Source organism: Streptomyces sp. NPDC014676 (genome assembly GCF_043084105.1).
GTDB lineage: Bacteria > Actinomycetota > Actinomycetes > Streptomycetales > Streptomycetaceae > Streptomyces.
The window spans coordinates 311890-338706 of sequence record NZ_JBIBZI010000008.1; the positions used below are offsets into that span (position 1 = coordinate 311890).

Below are 26817 nucleotides of genomic sequence, written 5' to 3' on the forward strand. Positions count from 1 at the left end.
GGCTTACAGCGCGCCCTTCGTGGAGGGCAGGATGCCGACGGCGCGGGGGTCGCGTTCGGAGGCGTAGCGCAGGGCGCGGGCGAGGGCTTTGAACTGGCACTCCACGATGTGGTGCGCGTTGCGCCCGTAGGGCACGTGCACGTGCAGCGCGATCTGGGCCTGGGCGACGAAGGACTCCAGGATGTGCCGGGTCATCGTCACGTCGTACTCGCCGATCATCGGCGCCATGTTCTCGGGCTCGGTGTGCACGAGGTAGGGGCGGCCGGAGAGGTCGACGGTGACCTGGGCGAGGGACTCGTCCAGCGGGACCGTGCAGTTGCCGAAGCGGTAGATGCCCACCTTGTCGCCGAGCGCCTGCTTGAAGGCGGCGCCGAGCGCGAGGGCGGTGTCCTCGATGGTGTGGTGCGAGTCGATGTGCAGGTCGCCCTCGGTCTTCACGGTCAGGTCGAACAGACCGTGCCGGCCGAGCTGGTCGAGCATGTGGTCGTAGAAGCCGACCCCGGTGGAGATCTCGGTCCTCCCGGTGCCGTCGAGGTCGATCTCGACGAGGACGGACGTCTCCTTGGTGGTGCGTTCCACGCGTCCTACGCGGCTCATGCGCTCTGCTCCTTCTTGATGTCACGGACCGCGTCGAGGAACGCGTCGTTCTCGGCGGGGGTGCCCGCGGTGACCCGCAGCCATCCCGGTACGCCGTTGTCCCGGACCAGGACGCCCCGGTCGAGGATCTTCCGCCAGGTGGCGTGGGAGTCCTCGAACCGTCCGAACTGGACGAAGTTGGCGTCGGACTCGGTCACCTCGTAGCCGAGGGCGCGCAGTCCGGCGACCAGCCGGTCGCGCTCGGCCTTGAGCTGCTCGACGTAGCCGAGCAGCGTGTCGGTGTGCTCCAGGGCGGCCAGCGCGGTCGCCTGGGTGATCGCGGAGAGGTGGTACGGCAGCCGGACGAGCTGGACGGCGTCGACGACCGCCGGGTGCGCGGCGAGGTAGCCCAGGCGCAGGCCCGCCGCACCGAACGCCTTCGACATGGTGCGGGAGACGACGAGGTTCGGGCGCCCGTCGAGCAGCCGCAGCAGCGAGTCGCCGTGGCTGAACTCGATGTACGCCTCGTCGACGACCACCATCGACGGCTTGGCCGCCTGGGCGGCCTCGTACAGCGCGAGGACCGTCTCCGCCGGGACCGCGTTGCCGGTGGGGTTGTTGGGGGTGGTGACGAAGACGACGTCGGGCCGGTGCTCGGCGATCGCCTTCTCGGCGGCGCCGAGGTCGATCGTGAAGTCCTCGCTGCGGGGCCCGGAGATCCAGCCGGTGCCGGTGCCGCGCGCGATCAGGCCGTGCATCGAGTACGACGGTTCGAAGCCGATGGCGGTGCGGCCCGGTCCGCCGAAGGTCTGCAGCAGCTGCTGGATGACCTCGTTGGAGCCGTTGGCGGCCCACACGTTCTCGACGCCGACCGGGTGTCCGGCCGTCTTCGTCAGGTATTCGGCCAGCCTGGTGCGCAGTTCGACCGCGTCCCGGTCGGGGTAGCGGTTGAGGTGCCGGGCGGCCTCGCGGACCCGCTCGGTGATCCGCTCGACCAGCGGTTCGGGCAGCGGGTAGGGGTTCTCGTTGGTGTTCAGCCGTACGGGGACGTCCAACTGCGGGGCGCCGTAGGGGGACTTGCCGCGCAGCTCGTCCCGTACGGGGAGGTCGTCGATTCCGAAGCTCACTTGTTCTCAGGCACCTTCCAGCCGAACCTCGCCTTGATCGCCGCGCCGTGCGCGGGCAGGTCCTCCGCCTCCGCCAGCGTGACCACGTGGTGCGCGACCTCGGCCAGCGCGTCCTCGGTGTAGTCGACGATGTGGATGCCGCGCAGGAAGGACTGGACGGACAGGCCCGAGGAGTGGCAGGCGCAGCCGCCGGTGGGCAGCACGTGGTTGGAGCCGGCCGCGTAGTCGCCGAGGGAGACCGGGGACCAGGGGCCGACGAAGACCGCGCCCGCGTTGCGCACCCGGTCGGCGACCGCGGCGGCGTCGGCGGTCTGGATCTCCAGGTGCTCGGCGCCGTAGGCGTCGACGACCCGCAGGCCCTCGTCGAGGCCGTCGACCAGGACGATGGCGGACTGGCGGCCGGACAGGGCCGGGACGATCCGGTCGTCGATGTGCCTGCTGGCCCTGACCTGCGGCTCCAGCTCCTTCTCCACCGCGTCCGCGAGGTCGGCGGAGTCGGTGACCAGGACGGCGGCGGCCAGCGGGTCGTGCTCGGCCTGGCTGATCAGGTCGGAGGCGACGTGCACCGGGTCGGCCGTGGAGTCCGCGAGGATCGCGATCTCGGTCGGGCCGGCCTCGGCGTCGATGCCGATCATGCCGGTGAAGTAGCGCTTGGCGGCGGCGACCCAGATGTTGCCGGGGCCGGTGACCATGTTGGCGGGCGGGCAGGACTCGGTGCCGTGGGCGAACATCGCGACGGCGGTGGCGCCGCCGGCCGCGTAGACCTCGTCGACGCCGAGCAGGGCGCAGGCGGCGAGGATGGTCGGGTGCGGCAGTCCGCCGAACTCCGCCTGGGCCGGGGAGGCGAGCGCGACGGACGGGACACCGGCCTCCTGTGCGGGCACGGCGTTCATGATCACGGAGGACGGGTAGACGGACCGGCCGCCGGGCGCGTACAGGCCCACGCGGTCGACCGGGACCCACTTCTCGGTGACCGTGCCGCCGGGCACGACCTGGGTGGTGTGGGTGGTGCGGCGCTGCGCGCGGTGGACGAGCCGGGCGCGGCGGATGGACTCCTCCAGGGCCGCGCGCACGGCCGGGTCGAGTTCCTCCAGCGCGCGCTCGAGGGCGGCGGCCGGGACCCGCACCTGGTCGAGCCGGACGCCGTCGAACCGCTCGGCGAAGTCGATCAGCGCCGCGTCGCCCCGATGATGCACGTCCTCGCAGATGGGCCGCACCTTCTCCAGGGCGGCCGCGACGTCGAAGTCGGCTCGGGGCAGCAGGTCGCGCAGGGCGGGGCCCTCGGGGAGGGCGTCGCCGCGCAGATCGATTCGGGAGATCACGTGCTCAATTCTCTCAGACCCGCACGGCGGGCCGTCCGCCCGTTCCAATGGCTGATACGTCACGCCCTCGGTGACGGTGCGCGCACATTTCCGAGATCCTCTTCACTTTCCGTGTTCAACGCGTCACCGCACCGGGCATGAACGGTTGTACGAAGGGACGAACCGGCGAGTAGATGGGGAGGAGGGGAGTTCCGTGACCGAGGGGGTGGGACCGGGCGGCGGAGAGCCGCCGGACGACCTGACCGCCACGGAGGCCGGGATGTGGCAGGCCTTCCGTAACGGCAGCGTGTACGACCTGAGCAGCGGGGACACGGTCGTCGACGATCCGCACGGAGGACATCCGTGGGGCCCCGAGCGGACGGTCCGGGCCCGTGTCGTGTGCTGGCTGCTGCTGGACGGGCCGCCCGCCCTGGCCGGCCGGGTCTCGTCACTGAAGCTGGTCGGGGTGCGGATCAGCGGCGCGCTGGACCTGGCGGGCGGCACGGTGGTGCCGTACCTGGAGATGCGGGCCTGCCGCTTCGAGCGGGACGTGCTGCTGCCGGAGGCCCGCTTCACGACCGTGCGGATGGTGGACTGCTCGATACCGCGCCTGGAGGCGGCCCGGCTGCACACCGAGGGCGATCTGCATCTGCCGCGCTGCCGGTTCCCGGGCGGCATACGGCTCACCGACGCGCGGATCGGCACGGATCTGCTGCTCAACCAGGCGATCGTGCACCGGGACCGCAGCGGCCGCTCGATAGCCGCCGACGGGATGAACGTGGGCCAGGACCTCCAGGCGGAGATGCTGGAGTCGCACGGCGAGCTGAGCCTGCGCAGCGCGACGATCGGCGTGTCGCTGAGCCTGCGCGGGGCCCGGCTGGTCAACCCGTACACCCGGCTCGCGCTGAACGCGCCGCAGCTGACCGTGGAGCGCTCGCTGTACCTGACCCCGGCGGGGGTGGGTGCCCAGGCACGCAGTGGGATGACACCGGCGCGCGGGACGCGGATCCAGCGCTTCGAGTGCCAGGGCGGGGTGCGGCTGGACGACGGGCGGTTCGGGGACGCGGTCGACTTCGAGGGGGCCCGGTTCACCTTCACCGACGAGCAGGAGCTGTCGCTGCGCCGGGTGCAGACGCCGGAGCTGCGTTTTCTCGGGGAGCGGCCGGTGCGCGGCAGGGTCGTGCTGTCGGGGGCGAAGGTGGTCAACCTGATGGACAGGGCGGACAGCTGGCCCGGACCGGGCCGGCTGCACATGGGCGGCTTCACCTACGAGAACCTGGTGCCGCGCGGGCCGTTCCCGCTGGCGCTGCGGCTGCGCTGGGTGGACGCGGCGAGCGCCGAGTACAACCCGGAGCCGTACGAGCGGCTGGCCGCCGTACTGCGGGAGGGCGGGGAGGACGAGGACGCCCGCGAGGTGCTGCTCGCCAAGCAGCGCCGGCGCCGCGAGAGCCTGCCGGTCGCGGCCAAGCTGTGGGGTTACGCGCAGGACTGGACGGTCGCCTACGGATACCGTCCGGGCCGGGCGGCGGTGTGGATGGCGGTGCTGTGGGCGGCCGGTTCGCTGGCCTTCGCGCGGGCCGACGCCCCGCCCCTGAAGAGCGGTGAGCACCCGGCGTGGAACCCGCCCCTGTTCACCCTGGACCTGCTGCTGCCGGTGATCGACCTCGGCCAGGTCGGCTTCTGGCAGCTGCGCGGCGGCTGGCAGTGGCTGTCGGCCGCGTTCGTCCTGCTGGGCTGGATCCTGGCGACGACGGTGGCGGCGGGGGCGACGCGGACGCTGCGCCGTACGTAGGGGCCCCGCCGCCGGTGACGCCGTCGGCGCGTCCCGCCACCGTTCGGCGAGGGGAGCGTTCCTCCCGGCGTGGTGCCGGGGCGGGTGCCTGACGAGTGCCCGTCGGCCGTCCGACGGATCCGTCCACGGCGTCCCGCTGGTAACCGGGGGCGCGAAAGGCTCACGCGAAAGGAAAAGCGCTCTGCTTTTTGCCGGGCCTTGACCGAGCCCCGTACAACCTTCCATGACTTCCGTGTCGCCTCTGGCGCGCCTGTGACCTGCGGTCTTTCAATGGTCGACACCATGGCTCTGCTGCACGGGTTCACCCGTACATCCCGGGTGCGAGGAAAGACGACGGGCGCGACGTCCCCCGTCGCCGTCGTGCTGCCCGCCGACGACCAGGTGCTGCTCGACGCACCCGACGATCTCCTGGGCCCGGCGCTGGTCGGGGCCGCGGGCGGTGACCCCGCACCCGTCGCCGGACTGCTCGCCGCCACCCGGCGCGGCGGCGCCTGGGAGCACCGCGACCGGTATGTGCGGCGGCTGGCCGCCTTCGCGCGTTCGCGCCCCGAGTGGCTGGACACCTGGCGCGCCCGCGACCCGCGCGACCCCGACGGGCTGCTGGTGGACGCCCAGCGGGCGGTGGACCGCGCCTGGGCCTCACCGGCCCGTGCCGAGCTGCTGCGCGAGGTGAGCCCGCTGATCACGGCCGCCGCCCGGGCGGACAACCGCGACCCGGTGCCCTGGCGGCTCGCCCTGGACCACGCCCGCGGCGCGCGCGCCGGGCACACCTACTTCGAGGAGCTGTGGGAGGCCGCGGTCCGGCGGGCCCCGCACCACCACGGCTGCCATGTGGCGGCCCTGCGCTACCTGGCCTCCTCCTGGCACGGTTCGCACCACGAGTGCTTCACCTTCGCGGACCTGGCCGCGCAGGACGCGCCGGAGGACTCGCTCACGCAGGCGCTGCCGCTGCGGGCGGCGTTCGGCTACCTGACCGACCGCTGCGGTCCCGAGGTGCCGCGCGCCCGGCTGGAAGCGGCGGCCGACCGCGCCGTCGCCCTGTCCGGCCGGCTGCCGGCGGGCCAGTCCTGGCCGGCCGAGCTGCGCAATCTGCTGACGTACGTCCTGGTCCGGCTGGAACGCCGGCGAGACGCCCTGGAGCAGCTGCGGCTGACCGGCCCGTACGCCACGTCCTTCCCCTGGGACCGGGAGGCGGACGACCCCCTCGGCCGGTTCCTTGAGGTCCGTCAGAACGTGCGCGCGGCGGTCGCGTCCGGCTGTCCCTAGCCGGGATCCTGCTCCCCGGCAGCGGCCTTGGACCGACCGAGGAGTGAACAGGGCGGCCGGCTCCGCTCCGGCGACCATTAGGCTCTTGACCCGTGACCACCGTCCGGCTCCCGCTCTTCCCCCTGAACACGGTGCTGTTCCCGGGGCTCGTGCTTCCGCTCAACGTCTTCGAGGAGCGCTATCGCGCCATGATGCGCGAGCTGCTGAAGACCCCGGAGGACGAGCCGCGTCGGTTCGCCGTCGTGGCGATCCGCGACGGGCACGAGGTGGCGCCGAGCGCGCCCGGCATGCCCGATCCGACGGCCGTGCCCGCGCGCGGTCCGGCGGCGGGCTTCGGCACCGATCCGCTGCGCGCCTTCCACAAGGTGGCCTGTGTCGCGGACGCGGCGACGGTCCGGGAGCGGGCCGACGGCACCTTCGAGGTGCTGGCGACCGGTACGACCCGGGTGCGGCTGCTGTCCGTCGACGCCTCGGGGCCGTATCTGACGGCCGAGGCGGAACCGCTGGCCGAGGATCCCGGCGACGAGGCGGGGGCGCTGGCCGAGGGGGTGCTGCGGTCCTTCCGCCAGTACCAGAAGCGGCTGGCGGGGGCGCGGGAGCGGTCGCTGACGACCGGCGCGGAACTGCCGGACGAGCCGGGTGTCGTCTCCTACCTGGTCGCCGCCGCAATGATGCTGGACACGCCGACGAAGCAGCGGCTGCTCCAGGCGCCGGACACCGCGTCCCGGCTCCGTGACGAGCTGCGACTGCTGCGCGCGGAGACGGCCGTCATCCGTCATCTGCCGTCGCTGCCGGCCGCCGAGCTGACGCGCGGTCCGACGAGTCTCAACTGACGTACGAAATCAACCGGGGTACAGGCGGGGATGGCGAAGAAGTCCAAGAAGCAGCAGCCGGGAGGCACGCCCGCGACGGTGGCGCTCACCGCGGCCGGGGTGCCGTTCACGGTGCACTCCTACGAGCACGACCCGGCCCACCCGTCGTACGGCGAGGAGGCGGCCGAGGCGATGGGGGTCTCGCCGGACCGGGTCTTCAAGACGCTGGTGGCGGACGTCGACGGCACGCTGACGGTGGCGGTGGTGCCGGTGGCGGGCCAACTGGACCTGAAGGCCCTGGCGTCGGCGGTGGGCGGCAAGCGGGCCACGATGGCCGACCCGGCCCTGGCGGAACGCACCACGGGTTACGTCCGGGGCGGCATCTCCCCGCTGGGCCAGCGCAAGAGACTCCCCACGGTCCTGGACGAGTCGGCCACCCGGCACGAAACGATCTGCGTCTCGGCAGGCCGCCGCGGCCTGGAGGTGGAACTCACCCCGACCGACCTGACCACCCTGACCTCGGCGGCCCTGGCCCCGATCGGCCGCACATAGCCTCGCAACCGCGGGCAGTCGTGCCCCCGCCCGTTCCCGCGGGCAATCGCGCCTCCCCCAGTGCCTCAAGGGCCTGGGAGATACCCCCAGGGCGATGGGGGTCCCCCCGCTCGAGCGCAGCCGAAAGCGGGGGAGGGTGGGCTGGGGGTACCCCCTCCGGGGAGACACCCCACAAGCGCCGGGCTGCGCAAACACCCCCGGCCCACACCCACGCGGGGCACCCGGAAACCTACGCCCCCGGCGACACGTACGGCTCAGCCGGCGGAAACTGCTCCGGATCCCGCGGGCCGAACAACCCCGTCAGCCCCAGATGCAACACCAGCGCCGCGAACGGCCACGCCAGCAACGCCCCCTTCGCGCTCAGCTTCAACGGCGCGTCGAACGTGACCCCCTTGCCGACACTCCGAGCATGCGCGATCACATCCTGCGCGGGACCGAGCCACACCCCCACCCGCCAAGCCAGCAACGACCCCAGCAGCCCACCGACCGCCAGCGCCACCACCAACGGCACACCCCCGCGCCGCCGCACCAGGAACACGACCAGCGCGCTCACCGCCCCGAACCCCAGCGCGAGCAGCGAGAACGTCCCGTCCACCCCGATGCCCTGCTCGCCCTCGGAGTCCTTCAGGTACACGGCCCAGTTGTCGCCCGCCACGTCGCCCACCAGCGGCACGTGCGGCGCCAGCCACCACCACAGCACCCCGAGCAGCACCCCGCCGAGCGCCACCGCCACCGTGGTCACGGCGGCCTCACGTATCTCCGCCTTCATCCCGGGGCCGTCCTGTTCGTCCCACCAGCCGTGCCGTGGATACGCGACGTCGCCGGCCTTCCCGTACGGATACGAGGCGGTGGCCTGCTCATGGTCGTGCGGAGGCGGTGGTGGTGTCAGAGGTGCGCTCACCCTGCCATCGTGCCAGGCCCGGCTGTGCGGCGCGTCACCGGACGGCCGCCCTGCGGTACGCCCAGGTCGCGACGGCCAGCGAGAGGACACCGACGACTCCGCACACGGCGAGGTCACCGAGCACCCGCGCCCAGTCGGGGTGCGGTCCGAAGGTCCGCGCGAAGGCCTCGACGCCGTACGTCGACGGCAGCAGGTCCCGGGCGAGGCGCACCGCCTCAGGCATCCGCTCCGCCGGCAGCACACCGAGCAGCAACGCGGCCGACATGCCGAGCTGCCCCAGCAGCGTGGCCAGCTCCGCGCGGGGCGCGAGCAGCCCGAGCGCCGCGCCGAGTCCGGCGAGCGCGGCCCCGGCGAGCGGGATCACGGCGGCCAGCACCCACAGGTTCGCCAGCGGCAGCCCGAACAGCACGCATCCGAAGACGGCGGTCACCACGGTCCCCGGCACGGTGAACGAGGCGTACGCGCCCGCCGCGCCCAGCACCACCGCCGCCGGCGGCACCGGCAGGGTCGCGTAGTGGTCGAGCCCGCCGCTGGCCCGTAGCTGCCCGAAGTACTGGGCGAGCAGGTTCAGCGCGACGAAGGCGACGACCAGGACCGCCGAGCCGGCGACCACCGCCTGCGCCTCGCCGCCGCCGTCCACGACGCCGCGCATGAGGATCATGATGCCGACCGACTGGAAGGTCGCCACGAACAGCAGCGGTATCCGCGCGACCCGGGCCCGGGAGAGCTGTGCCCGGTACACGGCGGCCATCGACGGCCACAGCCGCGCGCGGGGGCCGAGTCCGGCCGGCTGCGGCACGGCCTCCTCCACGGCCAGGACGCCGCCCGGCACGATATCGGCGGGTACGACACTCACGTCGTGCTGCTCCCCTTCGGTCGGAGGTCCGCCCGGATCCGCTGCGGCGGTCGCCCTGTTCCGTACGGATGACGCGGCCCGTGTGCTCACGCCTTCACCAGTCCCTGTCGTACGGCGCCGCCCAGCGCCAGGTAGACGTCCTCCAGGCTGGGCGTGGCCAGCGTGAAGTCGTCCAGCGCGGCGAAGGCGGCCCCGCCGGTGACGGTGGCGACGACCGTACGGGCCTCCTCGGGCGCGAGCCGCAGGGTCCAGCGGCGGCCCGACTCGACGGCCCGGTCCCGCAGCGCGGCGACCTCGGGCACGTGCAGGGGGGCCGCCTCGCGCCACACCAGGTCGACCCGGACCTCGCCGGCGACCCGCTCCTTGAGCCCGGACGGGCTGTCGCAGGCGATGACCCGGCCGCGGTCGAGCACGGCGACCCGGTCGAGGACGGTCTCGGCCTCGATCACGTTGTGGGTGACCAGCAGCACGGTGGTGCCGTGTCCGGCGCGGCGCCGGTCGACGGCGGACCACACGGCACGCCGGGCCACCGGGTCCATGCCGGTGGTGGGCTCGTCCAGGACGAGCAGGGGCCGCTCCCCCACCAGCGCGGCGGCGAAGCAGGCCAGCCGGCGCTGGCCGCCGGAGAGTTTCTTCAGCGGGCGCCCGGCGATCGGGGTGAGCCCCAGTTCGTCCAGCACGTCGTCCCGCTCGGCCCGTGCCCGCCGTGCGTCGAGCCCGCGCAGCCGGCCGGTGGTCTCGGCGGCGAGGGACACGGTCAGTTCGTCGAGGGCGCTGGACTCCTGGCCGAGGTAGGCGAGGATGCGCGCGGCGCGCTCGGGATGGCGCACGATGTCGTGGCCGAGGATCTCGACGCTGCCGCGGTCGGGCCGCATCAGCCCGGTGAGCTGGCGTACGAGGGTGGACTTGCCGGCGCCGTTCGGCCCCAGCAGGCCGAAGATCTCACCGCGCCGGATGTCGAGTCCCACGTCGTCGGTGGCCCGGACCTCGGGCGTGGCGGGGACCCCGCGCCGGCCGCGCACCGCCGGATAGGTCTTGGTCAGCCCGCGCACCGCACACACGACATCACCGCCGTGCCGGAATCCCTGTGCCGCGCGCGTACTCACAAGGCACGAGCCTACGGGGTCTCGAACCCCGCCCCGCCCTCGGGTCACCCCACCCAGCCACAAACCCACCCCAACCACCCAATGCCCCGGAACAACGCCCACCCACACCGAGACCGTGCCCCACCCCCGGCCCACCGAGCCGGCACCCGCCCGCACCGAGACCGTGGCCCGCCTCCCGGCCCACCGGGCCGACACCCGCCCGCACCGAGACCGTGGCCCGCCTCCCGGCCCACCGGACCGACACCCGCCCGCACCAAGGCCACAGCCCACCCCGGCCCACCGAGCCGGCACCCGCCCACGCCGGGGTCACGCCCCGCACATCAGCCCACCGAGCCAGGACAACGCCCGTTCGCGCCGAGACCGTGGCCCGCCTTCCAGCCCACCGAGTCGGGTGGTGGGTGGGCACAGGCCGGGGGTCCAGGGGGCGGGAGCCCTCTGGCGGGGGTGCGGGGGCACCCCCGTGTACGAGGCACGGGGGCACCCCCCGCCTACTCCCCGGCGGGAGCCCTTTCCGTACCGGTACGGAGATCCAGCTCACGCCAGAACCCCGCCCTAATGGCGTAACGATCACGCTCGTCGATCTGATCGTCCTTGTGCGCGAGCAGCCCGAAACGCGCCGCGTACCGCAACAGCTCCCCGTCGACACGGTGCGGAATCCGGGGATACATCCCGGACAGCTTCTGGATGTGTCCCTGGTCCCCGAGCCGCTCCACCCAGCGCCGGGCGAACACCTGCCCCACCTCGAAGGGGTCCCCGCCGACGGTGGTGATGTCCTCCTCCCGGTCGGCCCACCGCTGCTCCGCCGTGGTCAGCTGGGCGAGCGTCGGCAGGGAGGCCGCGTCCGGCGGCTCGGCGGCCGGCCGGTCGACCCAGCCCTTGTCGGAGGACCAGCGCAGGGTCGCGGAGGCGGGCTGCTGGGGCGGGTTCGAACCGGGGCCGCGCAGCGCGGCCAGGTCCTTGGGGGTGGGTACGCCCTTGGCCGTGGCCGCCCGTTCGGCGGTCCCGTTGTGCCCGGCGGCGGCCGGGTGCCGCGGCTCCTCGACGGTCCGCGCGGCCGTCGCGCCGGGCGCGGACTCCGGCAGCGGGGCGGAGAGGATCGCGGCGATCTCGGGCCGCGGCACGGGCGGCGGGGCGCACACCCCGGTGTGCTCCTTGGCCCGTACGGCCCGGGTGATCCACGCCCGGTCCAGCACCCGGCGCTCGTCGGCCTCGGCGACCAGGTCCTCGGACTGGTTGTAGTCGCCGTCGGCGGCCTGCACGGCCCACAGGTGCACGGCGACGCCGTGTTCCTTGGCGGCCATCATGCCGGGCAGCAGGTCACCGTCCCCGGTGACCAGGACGATGTCGGAACAGGCCCGGTTGCGGGCCAGTTCGGTCAGCTCGGCGTGCATCGCGGCGTCGACGCCCTTCTGCGCCCAGCGGCCGTCGCTGCGGGTCAGCGCGCCGAGCCGGACGGTGACCCGGGGCATCACGCGCAGCCTGCGGTGCTCGGGCTGCGGGACGCGGTCGGGGGCGCCGTCGAACCAGTAGATGCGCAGCAGCGGCTGACGCGTGTCGGACTCGGCGCGCTCCCGCAGCCCTTGGATGAGGGCCGCGTGATCGACGGTGATGCGGGACCGCGACGGTTCCCCGGCGAGGAGACTGGCGGCGGCCCCCAGCAGATACCCGGCGTCCACCAGGACGATGCAGCGGTCCACGCGATCCACCCTCTTTCCGGGAGGTTTGCTTCGGGCTTGCTTCGAGTCTGCCCGACCACGCCGGGGTTAACGGCCCGAACTCGATCTTCGGCGTGGCGTTTCCACACTTCCTCCCCGATCACCCCGGTCACACACGGTCATTGTCCAACATGCGTCTGTTATCAGGCTGTGTGAATCTGGTCCCGGCCCTGGCCCCTAGTCCCCCACAGGAGGCATCACCATGGCCAAGAACAAGAACCGTGACCGTAAGCAGCCGCAGGCCGAACGCGCCCAGCGGGCGGCACAGGCGTCCACGATGGAGACGCCGGACGAACAGCGCACCACACAGGCCGTGCCCGGCGAGGTCGGCCGGGGCAAGGGCCGGCAGAAGCGCTTCGGCCACAACTGACGTCCTCACCACGGCCCGTCGCGGCCCGGGACATGAAGACCGGGCGCATGAAGGCCCAGGCACATGAAGAGGGGCGCACCCACCACAGGGTGCGCCCCTCACGCGCGCCGGCCGGACGTGCCCGCTACCCCGCCAGGCAGGACGGTCCGAGAAGGACCTTCAGATCACCGAACAGGGCCGGGTCCGGCTTCACCCGGTGCCGGTCCAGGCGCAGCACCGTCGTCTTCGTCGGCCCCTGGAGCTTGATCCGCACCTCGCTGTCGCCCTTGTGGTGGGTGAGGATCTCGCCGAGCCGGCTGACCATCGGCGGGGTCACGCGGGTGGCCGGGATGGTGAGCACCACGGGCGCGTTGGTGCCGGCGTTGGACAGGTCGGGGACCATCAGCTCCATCGCGACCAGCCGCGGCACGTCCTCCCGCTTGTCGAGCCGGCCCTTGACGAACACCACGGCGTCCTCGACGAGTTGCGTCGAGACGAGCTGGTACGTCGCCGGGAAGAACATGCACTCGATGGAGCCCGCGAGGTCCTCCACGGTGGCGATCGCCCAGGCGTTGCCCTGCTTGGTCATCTTGCGCTGGAGGCCCGAGATGATGCCGCCGATGGTGACCACCGCGCCGTCGCCGAAGTCGCCGCCGGTGAGCTGGGAGATGCCCGCGTCGGCCTTGTCGGACAGCACGTGCTCCAGGCCGAACAGCGGGTGGTCGGAGACGTAGAGCCCGAGCATCTCGCGCTCCTGGGCGAGCAGGTAGGTCTTGTCCCACTCGTCGTCGGTGAAGGTGACGTCGAGGCCGAAGCCGGGCTCGCTGGTCTCCTCCTCGCCCATGCCGCCGAAGAGGTCGAACTGCCCCTCGGCCTCCTTGCGCTTGACCGCGACCACGTTGTCGATCATCGGCTCGTAGTGGGCGGTGAGGCTCTTGCGGGTGTGCCCCAGCTCGTCGAAGGCGCCGGCCTTGATCAGCGACTCCGTGGTGCGCTTGTTGCAGACGATCGCGTCGACCTTGTCGAGGTAGTCGGGGAAGGAGGTGTACTTCCCCTTGGCCTTGCGGCACTTGATGATCGACTCGACCACGTTGGTGCCGACGTTGCGCACGGCCTCCAGGCCGAAGAGGATCACGTCGTCGCCCTGGGCGGCGAAGTTGTGCACCGACTCGTTGACGTTCGGCGGGAGCACCTTGATGCCCATGCGGCGGCACTCGTTGAGGTAGATCGCCGACTTGTCCTTGTCGTCCTTCACCGAGGTGAGCAGCGCGGCCATGTACTCGGCCGGGTAGTTCGCCTTGAGGTAGGCGGTCCAGTAGGACACCAGTCCGTACGCGGCGGAGTGCGCCTTGTTGAAGGCGTAGCCGGCGAAGGGCACCAGCACGTCCCACAGGGCCTGGATGGCCTCGTCGCTGTAGCCGTTCTTGCGGGCGCCGGCCTGGAAGATGGTGAAGTTCTTCGCCAGTTCCTCGGGCTTCTTCTTGCCCATCACGCGGCGGAGGATGTCGGCCTCGCCGAGCGAGTAGCCGGCGATGATCTGGGCGGCCTTCTGCACCTGCTCCTGGTAGACGATCAGGCCGTAGGTGACCGCGAGGACCTCTTCGAGCGGCTCCTCCAGCTCCTTGTGGATCGGGGTGATCTCCTGGAGCTTGTTCTTGCGCAGCGCGTAGTTGGTGTGCGAGTCCATGCCCATCGGGCCGGGACGGTAGAGCGCGGAGACGGCGGAGATGTCCTCGAAGTTGTCCGGCTTCATCAGCCGCAGCAGCGAGCGCATCGGTCCGCCGTCGAACTGGAAGACGCCGAGGGTGTCGCCGCGCTGGAGGAGTTCGAAGGTCTTCGGATCGTCGAGCGGCAGGCTCAGCAGGTCCAGGTCGACGCCCTTGTTGGCCTTCACCATCTTGACGGCGTCGTCCATGATGGTCAGGTTGCGCAGGCCGAGGAAGTCCATCTTCAGCAGGCCCAGCGACTCGCACTGGGGGTAGTCCCACTGCGTGATGGTCACGCCGTCGGTGTGCCGCACCCAGATGGGGGCGTGGTCGACGATGGGCTCGCTGGACATGATCACGCCGGCGGCGTGCACGCCCATCTGCCGGACCAGGCCCTCGACGCCCTTGGCGGTGTCGATGACCTTCTTCACGTCCGGTTCGTTCTCGTACATCGACCGGATCTCGCCGGCCTCGCTGTAGCGGGGGTGCGAGGGGTCGGTGATGCCGTTCAGGTCGATGCCCTTGCCGAGGACGTCGGCGGGCATCGCCTTGGTGAGGCGGTCGCCCATCGCGTACGGGTAGCCCAGCACGCGCGCGGAGTCCTTGATGGCGTTCTTCGCCTTGATCTTGCCGTAGGTGCCGATCATGGCGACCTTGTCGGCGCCGTACTTCTCCGTCACGTACCGGATCACCTCGACGCGCCGACGCTCGTCGAAGTCGATGTCGACGTCGGGCATGGAGACGCGCTCGGGGTTGAGGAACCGCTCGAAGATCAGTCCGTGCGGGATCGGGTCGAGGTCGGTGATGCCCATGGCGTAGGCGACGATCGAGCCGGCCGCGGAGCCACGGCCGGGGCCGACCGCGATGCCGTTGTTCTTGGCCCACATGATGAAGTCGGCGACGACGAGGAAGTACCCCGGGAACCCCATCTGGATGATGACGTCCATCTCGTAGTCGGCCTGCTTCTGGCGGTCCTCGGGGATGCCGCCGGGGAAGCGGCGCTCCATGCCGCGACGGACCTCCTCCTTGAACCAGCTGACCTCGGTGTACCCCTCCGGGATGTCGAACTTGGGCATCAGGTCGCGCTTGACGAACATGCCCGTGGTGTCGACCATCTCGGCGATCAGCCTGGTGTTGGCGCAGCCCTGCTGCCAGGCGTCCGAGGAGTCGATGGCGTACATCTCGTCGGTGGACTTGAGGTAGTAGCCGGTGCCGTCGAACTTGAAGCGGTCGGGGTCGGAGAGGTTCTTGCCGGTCTGGATGCACAGCAGCGCGTCGTGGGCGGTCGCCTCGTGCGCGTACGTGTAGTGCGAGTCGTTGGTGACCAGCGGGGGGATGCCGAGCTTCTTGCCGATCTCCAGGAGGCCGTCGCGGACCCGGTGCTCGATCTCGATGCCGTGGTCCATCAGCTCCAGGAAGTAGCGGTCCTTGCCGAAGATGTCCTGGTAGTCGGCGGCGGCCTTGAGGGCCTCGTCGAAGTGGCCGAGGCGCAGCCGGGTCTGCACCTCGCCGGAGGGGCAGCCGGTGGAGGCCACGATGCCCTCGGACCACTGGCTGATGGTCTCCTTGTCCATCCGGGGCCACTTCTGCAGCCAGCCCTCGGCGTACGCGTCGGAGGAGAGCTTGAAGAGGTTGTGCAGGCCGGTGCTGTTCACGGCCCACATCGTCTTGTGGGTGTAACCACCGGAACCGGAGACGTCGTCCCGCTTCTGGTGCGGCTGGCCCCACTGGATCTTGCGCTTGTTGCGCCGTGACTCGGGCGCGACATACGCCTCGATCCCGATGATCGGGGTGACTCCGGCCTTCTGCGCGGAGTGGAAGAAGTCGTACGCCCCGTGCAGGTTGCCGTGGTCGGACATGGCGATGTGCGTCATGCCCATTTCATTGCAGGCGTTGAACATGTCCTTCAGCCGCGCGGCACCGTCCAGCAGCGAGTACTGGGTGTGGACGTGCAGGTGCGTGAACGGCGGCTTTGACACGGTGCGGCCTCCAAGGAAAACAGCCTGTGACGAGCAGGCGGACGGAGTGGGGGACAGCGTCGAAGTCTATGCCCCGAGGCTGACACGCGGAGGCCGCCACGACGTACCTTCGAACGGGGCGCGGGCACTCCCGCGCGCCGTCGCACGTTGGACGGGGGACGGACCAGCCGTCCCGGAACATCCCGCACCTGGAGGCACACAGCGATGTCGGTACCGCAGCTCAACGACGAGCACCGCGGTGAGGAGATCCTCGCCGTCCTCGACACCGCCTTCGGCGAGCTTCTGGCCGCCGACCCGGCCGCGTTCCGGGTGAAGTTCCGCAAGATGGCGGCCTCGGCGTTCGCCTTCTACCGCGGGACGGCGTGCCTCTTCTACCACGATCTGACCGTGTCTGCTCAGTTCGGGTCGAAGCGGGGCGGCCCGTACCTGGACGACCGCACCTCGCGGGTGTGGATCCACGGCGATCTCCACGCGGAGAACTTCGGCACGTACATGGACTCCAACGGCCGCCTGGTCTTCAACGTCAACGACTTCGACGAGGCCTACGTCGGCCCCTTCACCTGGGACCTCAAGCGCCTCGCGGCCTCCGTGGCGCTGATCGGCTACGCGAAGGCGCTCAGCGACGAGCAGATCACCGAGCTGGTCACGACCTACGCGGCCGCGTACCGGGAGCGGATCCACGCGCTGGCCACCGGCGCGAAGAGCGACGAGGTGCCGCCGTTCACGCTGGACACCGCCCAGGGGCCGCTGCTCGACGCGCTGCGCGACGCCCGCTCGCTGACCCGGTTCGGGCTGCTGGACTCGATGACCGAGATCCGTGACTTCGAGCGCCGCTTCGCCTCCGGCGGTGGCGCGGTCGAGCTGGACGCCGCCACCCGCTACAAGGTGCTCGCGGCCTTCGACGGCTATCTGGAGACGCTGCCGGACTCCTCGCTGGCCCGCCCGGACTCCTACCGCGTGAAGGACGTCGTGGGCCGCCGCGGCATCGGCATCGGCTCGGCCGGGCTGCCGTCGTACAACATCCTCCTGGAGGGTCACAGCGATGCCCTGGAGAACGATGTGGTGATCTACATCAAGCAGGCCCAGACCCCGGCCGTCTCCCGGCACGTCACGGACCAGGCGATCAAGGACTACTTCCAGCACGAGGGGCACCGCACGGTGATCTCCCAGCGCGCCCTCCAGGCGCACGCCGACCCGTGGCTGGGCTGGACCGAGCTGGACGGCGCGGGGCAGCTCGTCGCCGAGGTCTCCCCGTACGCCGTGGACCTGGACTGGGGCGACATCGACGACCCGGAAGAGATCGCCCTGGTCGTCGCCGACCTCGGCCGGGCCACGGCGACGATGCACGCGGCGGCGGACGACACCTCCGGCGAGTCCCTGGTGCCGTTCTCCACCGAGCGCGCCATCGACGCGGCGATCGCCGCCGACGAGGACTCCCTGGTCCCCCTCCTGGTCGAGTTCGCGCACGCCTACGGCGCCCGTGCGCGCAACGACCACCAGATCTTCCTGGACCTGTTCCGCAACGGCCGGATTCCGGGCCTGTGACCATCCGTACATCCACAGGAACCCTTTAGGGATCCTTTACCGGAGCACGTGACACACTCGTTCCCGCCATGGACATATCCGGAACCCAGCTCAGAGCCGTACGCGCGGCACTGTTCACGGCAGTCGTCGTGACGCTCAGCGCCGCGTCGCACGTGCTGCTGTCCGGGGTCCCGCTGCCGCTGAGCACGGTGGCCGCGATCGCCGCCGCCGTGTTCGGGCTGGCGTACGCCCTGGCGGGGCGGGAGCGTTCCTTCGGGCGGATCGCCGCTCTGCTGATCCCGCTGGAGCTGGCCGCCGACACCGTCTTCACCACCGGCCAGCACGTCTGCTACGGCCGGATGGGCGGGCCCGTCGCGGGCCCGCTGCGCTCCGTCGGCTTCGACGTGCTGTGCGGCGACGGCACCGGCGTGGGCACACCGCTCGTCCGGGCCACCGGGCACGCCGCCGAGGGCGGCGACCGGCTGGCGGCCCTGATCGCCCAGGCCGACCCGGCGACCGCCTGGGCGCTGCTCGGCGCGCACATCGGGGTCGGTCTGTTCGCCGCCGCCTGGCTGCGCCGCGGCGAGCGGGCGCTGGCCCGGCTGCTGGGCGCGGTGGCGGCCACGACCTTCCGGCCGCTGCTGCTCGCGGTCGCCGCGGTGACCGTGCGCCGGGCCCCGGAGGCCCGTCGTCCGGCCCGCCCGGTCCGCCGTACCGCCGCGGCCCGCGCCCTGCTCCTCGCGCACTCCCTGGGACGGCGCGGACCGCCGTGCTCCGTCACCTTCGCCTGAGGCGGCCCCGCCTCCGGCGAACCCTCCGAGCACCAGCATCCCCCTACGTATCCCGCACACGGCACGACCGTGTGCGTCCCCCGTGGAGACATCACCATGAGCAAGCGGAACAGCCAGGCGGCGAAGTCGGCGGCCCGGGAGCGGCTGCGCGTGGAGCGCGAGCGCCAGGCGAAGAAGGCGAAGGTCAGGCGGCAGCTCATCGTCGCCGCCTCGGTGGTCGGCGTGCTGGCCGCGGCCGGCGGCATCGGCTACGCGGTCGTCCAGGCCAACCAGCCCGACCACTGGGAGTCCGCGAAGGACGCCAAGCTCGTCAAGCCGGCCAACACCAGCGGCGAGAACGGCACGACCGTCGTCATCGGCGAGTCCGGCGCGAAGAAGACCCTGGAGCTGTACGAGGACCCGCGCTGCCCGGTCTGCGCCTCCTTCGAGCAGACGGTCGGCAAGACCATCGAGAAGGACGTCGAGGACGGCAAGTACAAGATCCGCTTCATAGGCGCCTCGTTCCTCGACCGCGGCCTGACCGGTGAGGGCTCCAAGAACGCCCTGAGCGCCCTGGGCGCCGCGCTGAACGTCGGCCCCGACGCGTTCCTCGCCTACAAGAGCGCGCTCTACTCGGCCGAGTACCACCCCGAGGAGTCGGACGACAAGTTCGCGGACGACGCGTACCTGATCAAGATCGCCAACACGGTCGACGCCCTGAAGAACAACAAGGAGTTCCAGGCGGACGTGAAGGACGGCACCTACGACAAGTGGGCGCTGGAGATGTCCGACGTGTTCGACAACACCGAGGGCGTCCAGGGCACGCCGACGCTGATGATGGACGGCAAGAAGCTCACCGGCTCCGACGGGCAGAACGCGCCCATGACGGTGGACGAGTTCAACACGGCCGTCGACAAGGCGCTCAAGGCCTGACCCCCGGCCGACGGCACGCCGAAGAGCGGGCGAACTTTCGCGAGTTCGCCCGCTCTTGCGTGTACCTGTCAGTAACCTGATCGGCTGTGACCAGTCGACACAGATCATCCGAGAGCGCCGTCTCCGCCACCGCGGACACCGGCTTCCCGTCCCCGCGCCGTCGTACGGTCGTCAGGGCAGCCGCCGCCACCGCGGTACTGGCCGGACCGCTCACCGCCGCCCTCCCCGCACGTGCCACGACCGCACAGGCACCCGCCTTCCTGCACGGCGTCGCCTCCGGCGACCCGCTGCCCGACGGCATCCTGCTGTGGACCCGCGTGACACCGACCCCGGAGGCGATACCCGGCTCCGGGCTCGGCCCGGACACCGAGGTGAGCTGGACCGTCGCACGCGACAAGGCGTTCACCGACGTCGTCGCGAAGGGTTCGACCCTCGCCACCGCCGCCTCCGACCACACCGTCAAGGCGGACATCCGCGGCCTGCGTCCGGCCACCGACTACTGGTTCCGCTTCTCCGCCGGTGGCACCGACTCGCCCACCGCCCGCACCCGCACCGCCCCGGCCGCCGACGCCGCCGTGACCGGGCTGCGCTTCGGCGTGGTCTCCTGCGCCAACTGGGAGGCCGGCCACTTCGCCGCGTACCGCCACCTCGCGGCCCGCGGCGACCTGGACGCCTGGCTGCACCTGGGCGACTACATCTACGAGTACGGCACCGGCGAGTACGGCGCCCGCGACGAGGTCGTACGGCCGCACACCCCCGCCCACGAGATCGTCACCCTCGCCGACTACCGGCTCCGGCACGCCACGTACAAGACCGACCCGGACCTCCAGGCCCTGCACGCCACGGCACCGGTCGTCGCGATCTGGGACGACCACGAGTTCGCCAACGACACCTGGTCGGGCGGCGCCGAGAACCACACCGAGGGCGCGGAGGGCGCCTGGGCGGCCCGCCAGGCCGCCGCCAAGCAGGCCTACTTCGAGTGGATGCCGGTACGGCCCGCGCTCGCCGGCACCACCTACCGCCGGCTCCGCTTCGGCAAACTCGCCGATCTGTCCCTGCTCGACCTGCGCTCCTTCCGCTCCCAGCAGGTCTCCCTGGGCGACGGCGAGGTCGACGACCCGGACCGCACGCTCACCGGACGCGCCCAACTGGACTGGCTGAAAGCGGGTCTGACGGCGTCCGACACCACCTGGCGGCTGGTCGGCACCTCGGTGATGATCTCGCCGTTCTCCCTCGGCTCCCTCCCCGCGAGCCTCCTCAAGCCGCTCGCGAAGCTGCTGGGCCTGCCGCAGGAGGGGCTCGCCCTCAACACCGACCAGTGGGACGGCTACACCGACGACCGCCGCGAACTCCTCGCCCATCTGCGGGCGAACGCCGTCCGCAACACGGTCTTCCTCACCGGCGACATCCACATGGCGTGGGCCAACGACGTACCGGTGAACGCCGGTACCTATCCGCTGTCGGCGTCGGCCGCCACGGAGTTCGTGGTCACCTCGGTCACCTCCGACAACCTCGACGACATCGTGAAGGTCCCCGAGGGCACCGTCTCCGCGCTCGCCGCACCGCTGATCCGGGCGGCCAACCGGCACGTCCACTGGGTCGACACCGACCGGCACGGCTACGGCGTACTGGACATCACCGCCGAGCGGGCGCAGATGGACTACTACGTGCTCTCCGACCGCACGGCGGCGGACGCCACGTCCGAGTGGGCCCGCTCCTACCGCACCCGCAGCGGCACGCAGAAGGCCGAGCGCGTCCACGACCCGGTGTGACGCCCCGCTGACTCAGCCCTCCAGGGAGTCGAGGAAGCCGAGCGCCACCCGCCAGGTGGCCTCGGCGGCCTCCTCGTCGTAGTCCGGCAGCTCGGAGTCGGTGTAGAGGTGCCCCGCGCCCGCGTACCGGTACACCTCGACGTCGGCGCCGGCCCGGCCCATCCGCAGGTACCAGGCGGTGAGCCAGTCGTCCGTCTCGAACGGGTCCGGCTCGGCGACGTGCAGCTGCACCGGCAGTTCGTCCACCGAGGCGTTCTCCGCGATGTCCGACGTGCCGTGCAGGAGCAGCAGTCCGCGCGCCTTGTCGTCACCGAGGGCCAGCGTCTGGGCGACGGAGGCGCCGAAGGAGAAGCCCGCGTACACCAGCCCCCGCTCGGAGTAGGGCGCGGCGGCCAGCACGGCCCGCTTCAGCAGCTCGTCCTTGCCGATCCCCTCCTTGTACGCCATGCCGTCCTCGACCGTGTCGAACGTGCTGCCCTCGAAGAGGTCGGGCGTCCACACCTCGTGTCCGGCCGCGCGCAGCCGGTCCGCGGCCCGGCGCACCGCGGGCCGCAGGCCGTAGGTCGAGTGAAAGAGCATGATGTTCATGCGGTCCATGGTGCCAGCCCGGTGTGACGACGCCGGATCACGGCCCTACCCGCGATCGCGCGGAAGTCACATGTTCATGCCCGCGCGGGCCGGTTAGGTTCGGAGGCATGGATGACGTGCTCCGCCCATTGATCGTGGTCGGCGGCTCGGTCGTGCTCACCCTGCTGCTCGGCTGGGCCACCGACCTGCTGCTGCGCAAGGCCGACGAACGCCACCCCGAGACTCCGCTGTGGGGGCTGCTGCGCCGCGGCCGGATCCCCTACCAGCTGCTGCTGTGCGCGGCCCTGCTGAGAGGGTCGTACGACCGGGCGGAACTGCTGCCGGACCACGAGGCCGCCGTCGGCCGGACCCTGACCCTGGTGCTGATCGGGTCGGCCGCCTGGCTGGCGATCCGGATCGCGGCCGCGGTCGTCGAGACCACGTACACGCGGTACGCCAGCACCCACCGCGAGCGCGACCCGGCGCGGGTCCGCCGGGTGCGCACCCAGGTGACGCTGATCCGGCGGGTGGTCTCCGCGATCGTCGGTGTGGTGGCGGTGGCCGCGATGCTGCTGACCTTTCCCGCGATGCGGGCGGCCGGGGCCTCGCTGCTGGCCTCGGCCGGAATCCTCGGCATCGTCGCCGGTGTGGCCGCCCAGTCCACTCTGAGCAACATGTTCGCCGGGCTGCAGATCGCCTTCGGCGACATGGTGCGCATCGGCGACACGGTGGTCGTGGACGGCGAGTGGGGCACGGTCGAGGAGATCACGCTGACCTTCCTGACCGTGCGTACCTGGGACGAACGCCGGATCACCATGCCGGTGTCGTACTTCACGTCCCAGCCGTTCGAGAACTGGTCGCGCGGGACGCCGCAGATGACGGGCACCGTCTTCTGGCACCTCGACCACTCGGCCCCGCTGGACGCGATGCGCGAGAAGCTCCGGGACATCCTGAGGGAGTGCCCGGCCTGGGACGGCCGCGCCTTCAACCTGAACGTGACCGACAGCACACCCAGCACCATGGAGGTGCGCGCCCTGGTGACGGCCAAGGACGCGGACGACATCTGGACGGTACGGGTCGAGGTCCGCGAGAGGGTGATCCGCTGGCTGGGCGAGGAACACCCCTATGCCCTGCCCCGGGTCAACACGGCCGACGCGGTGCTGCCGCCCGGCCGGCGCGATCACCGCTCCGCCGACGGCGTACCGGCGGCCCGCCGCGCGCACATCCATCCGAGGGAGCGCTGACCGGGCCTCAGTGGCCACGTTCGGCGCCGCCGTTGACCTGGATGATCTGCGAGGTGATGTGTGCGGCGCCCGGGGAGGCGAGCCAGTGCAGGGTCGCGGCGACGTCCCCGGGCGTTCCGGCGCGCCCGTCCAGGGTCTCCTCCACCAGCCAGGCGCGCAGTTCCTCGTCGATGCCGTCACCGAAGAAGGCGGTGTCCTCGATGTAGCCGGGGGCGACCACGTTCACGGTGATGCCGTGCGGGCCCAGTCTCCGGGCGAGGTCATGGGCGTACGGGTGCAGGCCGGCCTTGGCCGCCCCGTACGCCACCTGTCCGTGGCCCCGGTAGGCGGCGATGGAGCCGATGAACAGCACGCGCCCGCCGGGTTCGGCGAGCCGGTCGCGCAGGGCCTCGGTGAGCAGTGCGGCGGTCAGCAGGTTGAGCCGGAAGTTGACCGTCCAGGAGCGGGCGACGGCGACCAGCGGGTCGTCGCCGTCGGCCGGGGGTTCGAGGAGCCCGTTGCCTCCGGCGCTGTGGACCAGCACGTCCACGGCCCCGAACTCCCGGCCCACGAAGCCGGCGACACCGCGCACGGCCTCGGGGTCGGCGAGATCGGCGGCGTACGTCAGGGCACCCGGCACCCCGGCCCGCTCCAGCACGTCCCCCCGCCGCCCGAGCAGCAGCACCCGGTCCCCGTCGGCGGCGAACACCCGCGCGGCGGCGAGCCCGATCCCGGTGCCACCTCCACTGATCACAACATTCCGCGTCATAACGGCACCTTACGAACGAAAAGCCGCCAAAGGTGCCAGATTCCTATGGGAAACGCCCACTTCCCGACCAGCCGAAACGGGCGGTGCGCGGGTGAGGGCTCCGAAGCGTCAGCGCAGGCTGCGCATGTCCAGATGCCGCAGCACCCGGTCCACCACCTCCGGATCCGCCCCCGCCTCACTCCGCGCGGCCAGCACTTCGTGCCGGGCCGCGCTCAGCATCTCCCGCTGGATCCCCCGCACCCGCTTCAGCCGCCGCGCCCGCTGCCGGTGCGCCTCCCTCCGCTCGTCGTCCGCGAGGTCGGGGCTGATCCGCACCCCGATGTCGAACGCGCTGCGCAGCATCTGCTCGGACAGCTCCTCCGGCAGCTCCTCGACCTCCTCGATCTCGCGCAGCCTCCGCTTCGCCGCCTTCGCCGCCCGGACCGCCAGGTCGTGCTCGAGCTGCTTCTCCCGCCCGGTGTCGGCCCGCACTCCCAGCCGCCCCACCAGCCACGGCAGGCTCAGCCCCTGCACCAGCAGGGTCGCCATGATCACGCCGAACGCGATGAAGATGATCTCGTCCCGGCCGGGAAAGTCGCCCCCGGCGTCGGTCTCCAGCGGAATCGCCAGCGCCAGCGCGACGGAGGCCACCCCGCGCATCCCGGACCACCACATCACCACGGTCTCGCGCCAGCTCACCGGGATCTCCTCGGCGGTGTCCCGCGCGGCGTGCAGCCGTTTCGTCAGCCAGGTCGCCGGCAGCAGCCACAGCAGCCGGACCAGGACGACCACGCCCACGATCACCGCCGCCCAGCCGAGCAGCTCGCCCCAGTGGCCGGACGCGGTCCGCACCGCGTTGTGCAGTTCGAGCCCGACCAGCCCGAACGCGACCCCGGTGACCAGGGTGTCGACGATGTCCCAGAAGGTGTGCCCGGCCAGCCGGGTCATGACGTCGTCGGCGTCGGTGGCGTACTCGACGAGGAACAGCGCGGTGGTGAGCACGGCGAGCACGCCCGAGCCGTGCAGCTCCTCGGCCGCGACGTAGGAGGCGTACGGCACGAGCAGGCTCAGCCCGATCTGCAGCGTCGCGTCCCCGAGGAGATCCATCAGCCTGTTGGCGCCCCAGCCCAGGGCGAGCCCGACCGCCACCGCCACCACGGCCGACAGCACCAGGTCGAGCCCGGCCTCCCAGGCGGAGAAGCCGCCGCTGACGGCGGCGGCGATCGCCACGTTGTAGAGGACGATCGCCGTGACGTCGTTGAAGAGCCCCTCGCCCTCCAGGATCGACACCAGCCGGCGCGGCAGCCCCAGCTTCCCGGCGACGGCGGTCGCCGCGACCGGGTCGGGCGGCGCGACCAGCGCGCCGAGGGCGAAGGCGGCGGCGAGCGGCAGTCCCGGCACGATCGCGTGGGCGACGGTGGCCACGCACAGCATGGTGACGAGGACCAGCGCCACCGCGAGCAGCAGGATCGGTCTGACGTTCGCCGCGAACTGCCGCCAGGAGGTCCGCCGTACGGCGGCGTACAGCAGGGGCGGCAGCAGCAACGGGAGGATCAGGTCGGGCGGGATGTCGACGTTCGGTACGAACTCCAGCAGGGCCAGGACCGCCCCGAGGACCGTCATCAGCACCGGCGCCGGCAGCCCCAGCCGCTCCCCGACCGGGACACTCACCACGGCCCCGAGCAGCAGGGCGAACAGCAGGGTCAACTGGTCCACGGTCACGGCTCCGGGCGGATCGACGATCGGCGGGCGGATCTCCACCCTGCCACGCCGACGCTCCCCACCCGGCTGTTCGCGGCCCCGGCTACAGGACGCGCCGCATGGCCCGGTGCGGTATCCCGGCGTCCGGGAACTCGGGGCCGTAGGCCTCGTAGTCCAGCCGCTCGTAGAAACCGAGGGCGTGCGTCTGCGCGTGCAGGTCGACGGCGGTGAGGCCCCGGTCGCGGGCCGCCTCCTCGATGGCCCGCACCAGCGCCGCGCCGACGCCGAGTCCCCGCGCCCGGCGCGTCACCGCGAGCCGGCCCAGCGAGCCGACCGCCGGGTCGCCGCCGTTCTTCGCCGCGGCGGCCTCGCCGTGCAGCAGGCGTCCGGTGCCGAGGGGTGTGCCGTCCTGCGCGACCGCCAGCACGTGGACGGCGCCGGCGTCGTAGGCGTCGTACTCGATGTCCTCGGGGACGCCCTGCTCGGCGACGAAGACCTCCTTGCGGACCGCGAAGCACGCCTCACGGTCGGCGGACTCCTCCGCCACGCGGACCACGAAGGCGGCGCTCATGCGTAGGTCTCCTCGCGGACCTGGTCCAGCGCCTGCTGAAGGTCGTCGGGGTAGTCGCAGGAGAACTCCACCCACTGTCCGTCGCCGGGGTGCTCGAAGCCCAGGCGTACGGCGTGCAGCCACTGGCGGGTCAGGCGGAGCCGCTTGGCGAGCGTGGGGTCGGCGCCGTAGGTGAGGTCGCCGACGCAGGGGTGCCGGTGGGCGGCCATGTGGACGCGGATCTGGTGGGTGCGGCCGGTCTCCAGCTTGACGTCGAGGAGGGAGGCGGCTCGGAAGGCCTCGATGAGGTCGTAGTGCGTGACGGACGGCTTGCCCTCGGCGGTGACCGCCCACTTGTAGTCGTGCTGCGGGTGGCGGCCGATGGGGGCGTCGATGGTGCCGCTGGTGGGGTCGGGGTGGCCCTGGACGAGCGTGTGGTAGCGCTTGTCGACCGTGCGCTCCTTGAACTGGCGCTTCAGCGACGTGTACGCGTACTCCGACTTGGCGACCACCATCAGACCGGAGGTGCCCACGTCGAGGCGGTGCACGATGCCCTGGCGCTCGGCGGCGCCGGAGGTCGAGATGCGGTACCCGGCGGCGGCGAGGCCGCCGATCACCGTCGGGCCGGTCCAGCCCGGCGAGGGGTGGGCGGCGACGCCGACGGGCTTGACGATCACGACCACGTCGTCGTCGTCGTGCACGATCTCCATGCCCTCGACCGGCTCGGCGACGACCTGGACCGGCGCGGGCGCCTGCGGCATCTCCACCTCCAGCCAGGCGCCGCCGCTGACCCGCTCCGACTTGCCGACCACCGACCCGTCGACCGTGACCTTCCCCGCGGCGGCGAGCTCGGCCGCCTTGGTACGGGAGAAGCCGAACATGCGGGAGATGGCGGCGTCGACGCGCTCGCCCTCCAGGCCGTCGGGCACGGGCAGGGTACGGATCTCGGGAATCGTGCTCACCCGTCGAGTATGCCGGACGGGTCCGACAA

22 protein-coding genes and 1 pseudogene are annotated in these 26817 nt (G+C 71.9%); 10 read left to right on the plus strand and 13 right to left on the minus strand.

All coding sequences use genetic code 11. The features are described 5' to 3' along the window. Positions 1-3: 3 nt before the first annotated feature. From hisB to hisD, 3 genes are read right to left on the minus strand one after another with little or no spacing between them, the layout of a single operon-like run. Positions 4-597: an imidazoleglycerol-phosphate dehydratase HisB gene (gene hisB, locus ACF1DX_RS23930; protein ID WP_391793161.1), complete on the minus strand. Its 594-nt coding sequence runs from the start codon at positions 595-597 to the stop codon at positions 4-6. Beyond that, positions 594-1703, minus strand: a complete 1110-nt coding sequence (locus tag ACF1DX_RS23935; RefSeq protein WP_391793162.1) for a histidinol-phosphate transaminase — start codon at positions 1701-1703, stop codon at positions 594-596. The genes hisB and ACF1DX_RS23935 overlap by 4 nt, the downstream gene beginning before the upstream one ends. Then, positions 1700-3025 (minus strand): histidinol dehydrogenase, encoded by a 1326-nt coding sequence (gene hisD / locus ACF1DX_RS23940; RefSeq protein WP_391793163.1) that lies wholly within the window; start codon positions 3023-3025, stop codon positions 1700-1702. The genes ACF1DX_RS23935 and hisD overlap by 4 nt, the downstream gene beginning before the upstream one ends. Before the next feature lie 193 nt (positions 3026-3218). Between hisD and ACF1DX_RS23945 the strand changes: the two genes are divergently transcribed. From ACF1DX_RS23945 to ybaK, 4 genes and pseudogenes are all read left to right on the plus strand, one after another. After that, positions 3219-4796, plus strand: a complete 1578-nt coding sequence (locus tag ACF1DX_RS23945) for an oxidoreductase (RefSeq protein ID WP_391793164.1) — start codon at positions 3219-3221, stop codon at positions 4794-4796. Between the two features lie 270 nt (positions 4797-5066). Further along, a pseudogene (locus ACF1DX_RS23950) lies at positions 5067-6143 on the plus strand (hypothetical protein). Positions 6144-6154: 11 nt separating this feature from the next. Further along, complete coding sequence (locus tag ACF1DX_RS23955) at positions 6155-6895, plus strand: LON peptidase substrate-binding domain-containing protein (protein ID WP_391793165.1); 741 nt, start codon at positions 6155-6157, stop codon at positions 6893-6895. A gap of 30 nt (positions 6896-6925) precedes the next feature. Continuing rightward, complete coding sequence (gene ybaK / locus ACF1DX_RS23960) at positions 6926-7426, plus strand: Cys-tRNA(Pro) deacylase (protein ID WP_391793166.1); 501 nt, start codon at positions 6926-6928, stop codon at positions 7424-7426. A gap of 229 nt (positions 7427-7655) precedes the next feature. Here ybaK and ACF1DX_RS23965 read toward each other — a convergent pair whose 3' ends face one another. The 4 genes from ACF1DX_RS23965 to ACF1DX_RS23980 form a co-directional block, all read right to left on the minus strand. Continuing rightward, a complete protein-coding gene (locus ACF1DX_RS23965) occupies positions 7656-8327 on the minus strand; it encodes an AAA family ATPase (protein WP_391793167.1) in 672 nt (223 codons plus the stop codon). A gap of 34 nt (positions 8328-8361) precedes the next feature. After that, the gene (locus tag ACF1DX_RS23970; RefSeq protein ID WP_391793168.1) at positions 8362-9183 is read right to left on the minus strand and encodes an ABC transporter permease; all 822 of its coding nucleotides are present in this window, start codon (positions 9181-9183) and stop codon (positions 8362-8364) included. Between the two features lie 86 nt (positions 9184-9269). Further along, on the minus strand, positions 9270-10244 hold the full coding sequence (locus ACF1DX_RS23975; RefSeq protein WP_391793258.1) for an ABC transporter ATP-binding protein: 975 nt from the start codon (positions 10242-10244) through the stop codon (positions 9270-9272). Between the two features lie 533 nt (positions 10245-10777). Next, entirely contained in the window at positions 10778-11986 is a 1209-nt protein-coding gene (locus ACF1DX_RS23980; RefSeq protein ID WP_391793169.1) for an NYN domain-containing protein, read from the minus strand. A 220-nt stretch (positions 11987-12206) separates the two neighbouring features. Here ACF1DX_RS23980 and ACF1DX_RS23985 point away from each other — a divergent pair, with 220 nt between their 5' ends. Then, positions 12207-12374, plus strand: a complete 168-nt coding sequence (locus tag ACF1DX_RS23985; RefSeq protein WP_167748606.1) for a hypothetical protein — start codon at positions 12207-12209, stop codon at positions 12372-12374. A gap of 124 nt (positions 12375-12498) precedes the next feature. Here ACF1DX_RS23985 and dnaE read toward each other — a convergent pair whose 3' ends face one another. Beyond that, a complete protein-coding gene (gene dnaE, locus ACF1DX_RS23990) occupies positions 12499-16038 on the minus strand; it encodes a DNA polymerase III subunit alpha (protein WP_391793170.1) in 3540 nt (1179 codons plus the stop codon). A gap of 204 nt (positions 16039-16242) precedes the next feature. Here dnaE and ACF1DX_RS23995 point away from each other — a divergent pair, with 204 nt between their 5' ends. From ACF1DX_RS23995 to ACF1DX_RS24010, 4 genes are all read left to right on the plus strand, one after another. After that, a complete protein-coding gene (locus ACF1DX_RS23995; RefSeq protein WP_391793171.1) occupies positions 16243-17583 on the plus strand; it encodes a DUF2252 domain-containing protein in 1341 nt (446 codons plus the stop codon). Positions 17584-17651: 68 nt separating this feature from the next. Continuing rightward, entirely contained in the window at positions 17652-18353 is a 702-nt protein-coding gene (locus tag ACF1DX_RS24000) for a hypothetical protein (RefSeq protein WP_391793172.1), read from the plus strand. A 96-nt stretch (positions 18354-18449) separates the two neighbouring features. Further along, complete coding sequence (locus tag ACF1DX_RS24005; RefSeq protein ID WP_391793173.1) at positions 18450-19265, plus strand: DsbA family protein; 816 nt, start codon at positions 18450-18452, stop codon at positions 19263-19265. A gap of 86 nt (positions 19266-19351) precedes the next feature. Then, positions 19352-21037 carry an alkaline phosphatase D family protein gene (locus ACF1DX_RS24010; RefSeq protein WP_391793174.1) on the plus strand — a complete coding sequence of 562 codons (1686 nt, stop codon included), beginning with the start codon at positions 19352-19354 and terminating at the stop codon, positions 21035-21037. Between the two features lie 12 nt (positions 21038-21049). On the opposite strand, the gene ACF1DX_RS24015 is transcribed toward ACF1DX_RS24010, so the two are convergent. Next, the gene (locus tag ACF1DX_RS24015; protein WP_391793175.1) at positions 21050-21625 is read right to left on the minus strand and encodes a dienelactone hydrolase family protein; all 576 of its coding nucleotides are present in this window, start codon (positions 21623-21625) and stop codon (positions 21050-21052) included. A 107-nt stretch (positions 21626-21732) separates the two neighbouring features. Between ACF1DX_RS24015 and ACF1DX_RS24020 the strand changes: the two genes are divergently transcribed. Beyond that, entirely contained in the window at positions 21733-22848 is a 1116-nt protein-coding gene (locus tag ACF1DX_RS24020) for a mechanosensitive ion channel family protein (protein ID WP_391793176.1), read from the plus strand. Between the two features lie 7 nt (positions 22849-22855). On the opposite strand, the gene ACF1DX_RS24025 is transcribed toward ACF1DX_RS24020, so the two are convergent. The 4 genes from ACF1DX_RS24025 to ACF1DX_RS24040 form a co-directional block, all read right to left on the minus strand. Further along, complete coding sequence (locus ACF1DX_RS24025; protein WP_391793177.1) at positions 22856-23596, minus strand: SDR family NAD(P)-dependent oxidoreductase; 741 nt, start codon at positions 23594-23596, stop codon at positions 22856-22858. 108 nt (positions 23597-23704) lie between these two features. Then, positions 23705-25291, minus strand: coding sequence for a Na+/H+ antiporter (locus ACF1DX_RS24030; RefSeq protein ID WP_391793178.1), 1587 nt, complete (start codon positions 25289-25291; stop codon positions 23705-23707). An 88-nt stretch (positions 25292-25379) separates the two neighbouring features. After that, positions 25380-25847, minus strand: a complete 468-nt coding sequence (locus ACF1DX_RS24035) for a GNAT family N-acetyltransferase (RefSeq protein ID WP_391793179.1) — start codon at positions 25845-25847, stop codon at positions 25380-25382. Beyond that, complete coding sequence (locus ACF1DX_RS24040; RefSeq protein ID WP_085570442.1) at positions 25844-26788, minus strand: RluA family pseudouridine synthase; 945 nt, start codon at positions 26786-26788, stop codon at positions 25844-25846. The genes ACF1DX_RS24035 and ACF1DX_RS24040 overlap by 4 nt, the downstream gene beginning before the upstream one ends. Positions 26789-26817 lie beyond the last annotated feature (29 nt).

Excerpts from the sequence above, each read along its gene's own strand:
- hisB (WP_391793161.1), bottom strand. The coding sequence starts at position 597 with ATGAGCCGCGTAGGACGCGTGGAACGCACCACCAAGGAGACGTCCGTC.
- ACF1DX_RS24035 (WP_391793179.1), bottom strand. The coding sequence starts at position 25,847 with ATGAGCGCCGCCTTCGTGGTCCGCGTGGCGGAGGAGTCCGCCGACCGT.
- ACF1DX_RS24025 (WP_391793177.1), bottom strand. The coding sequence starts at position 23,596 with ATGACGCGGAATGTTGTGATCAGTGGAGGTGGCACCGGGATCGGGCTC.
- ACF1DX_RS24000 (WP_391793172.1), top strand. The coding sequence starts at position 17,652 with ATGGACATATCCGGAACCCAGCTCAGAGCCGTACGCGCGGCACTGTTC.
- ACF1DX_RS23985 (WP_167748606.1), top strand. The coding sequence starts at position 12,207 with ATGGCCAAGAACAAGAACCGTGACCGTAAGCAGCCGCAGGCCGAACGC.
- ACF1DX_RS24020 (WP_391793176.1), top strand. The coding sequence starts at position 21,733 with ATGGATGACGTGCTCCGCCCATTGATCGTGGTCGGCGGCTCGGTCGTG.
- ybaK (WP_391793166.1), top strand. The coding sequence starts at position 6,926 with ATGGCGAAGAAGTCCAAGAAGCAGCAGCCGGGAGGCACGCCCGCGACG.
- ACF1DX_RS23995 (WP_391793171.1), top strand. The coding sequence starts at position 16,243 with ATGTCGGTACCGCAGCTCAACGACGAGCACCGCGGTGAGGAGATCCTC.
- ACF1DX_RS24005 (WP_391793173.1), top strand. The coding sequence starts at position 18,450 with ATGAGCAAGCGGAACAGCCAGGCGGCGAAGTCGGCGGCCCGGGAGCGG.
- ACF1DX_RS24015 (WP_391793175.1), bottom strand. The coding sequence starts at position 21,625 with ATGAACATCATGCTCTTTCACTCGACCTACGGCCTGCGGCCCGCGGTG.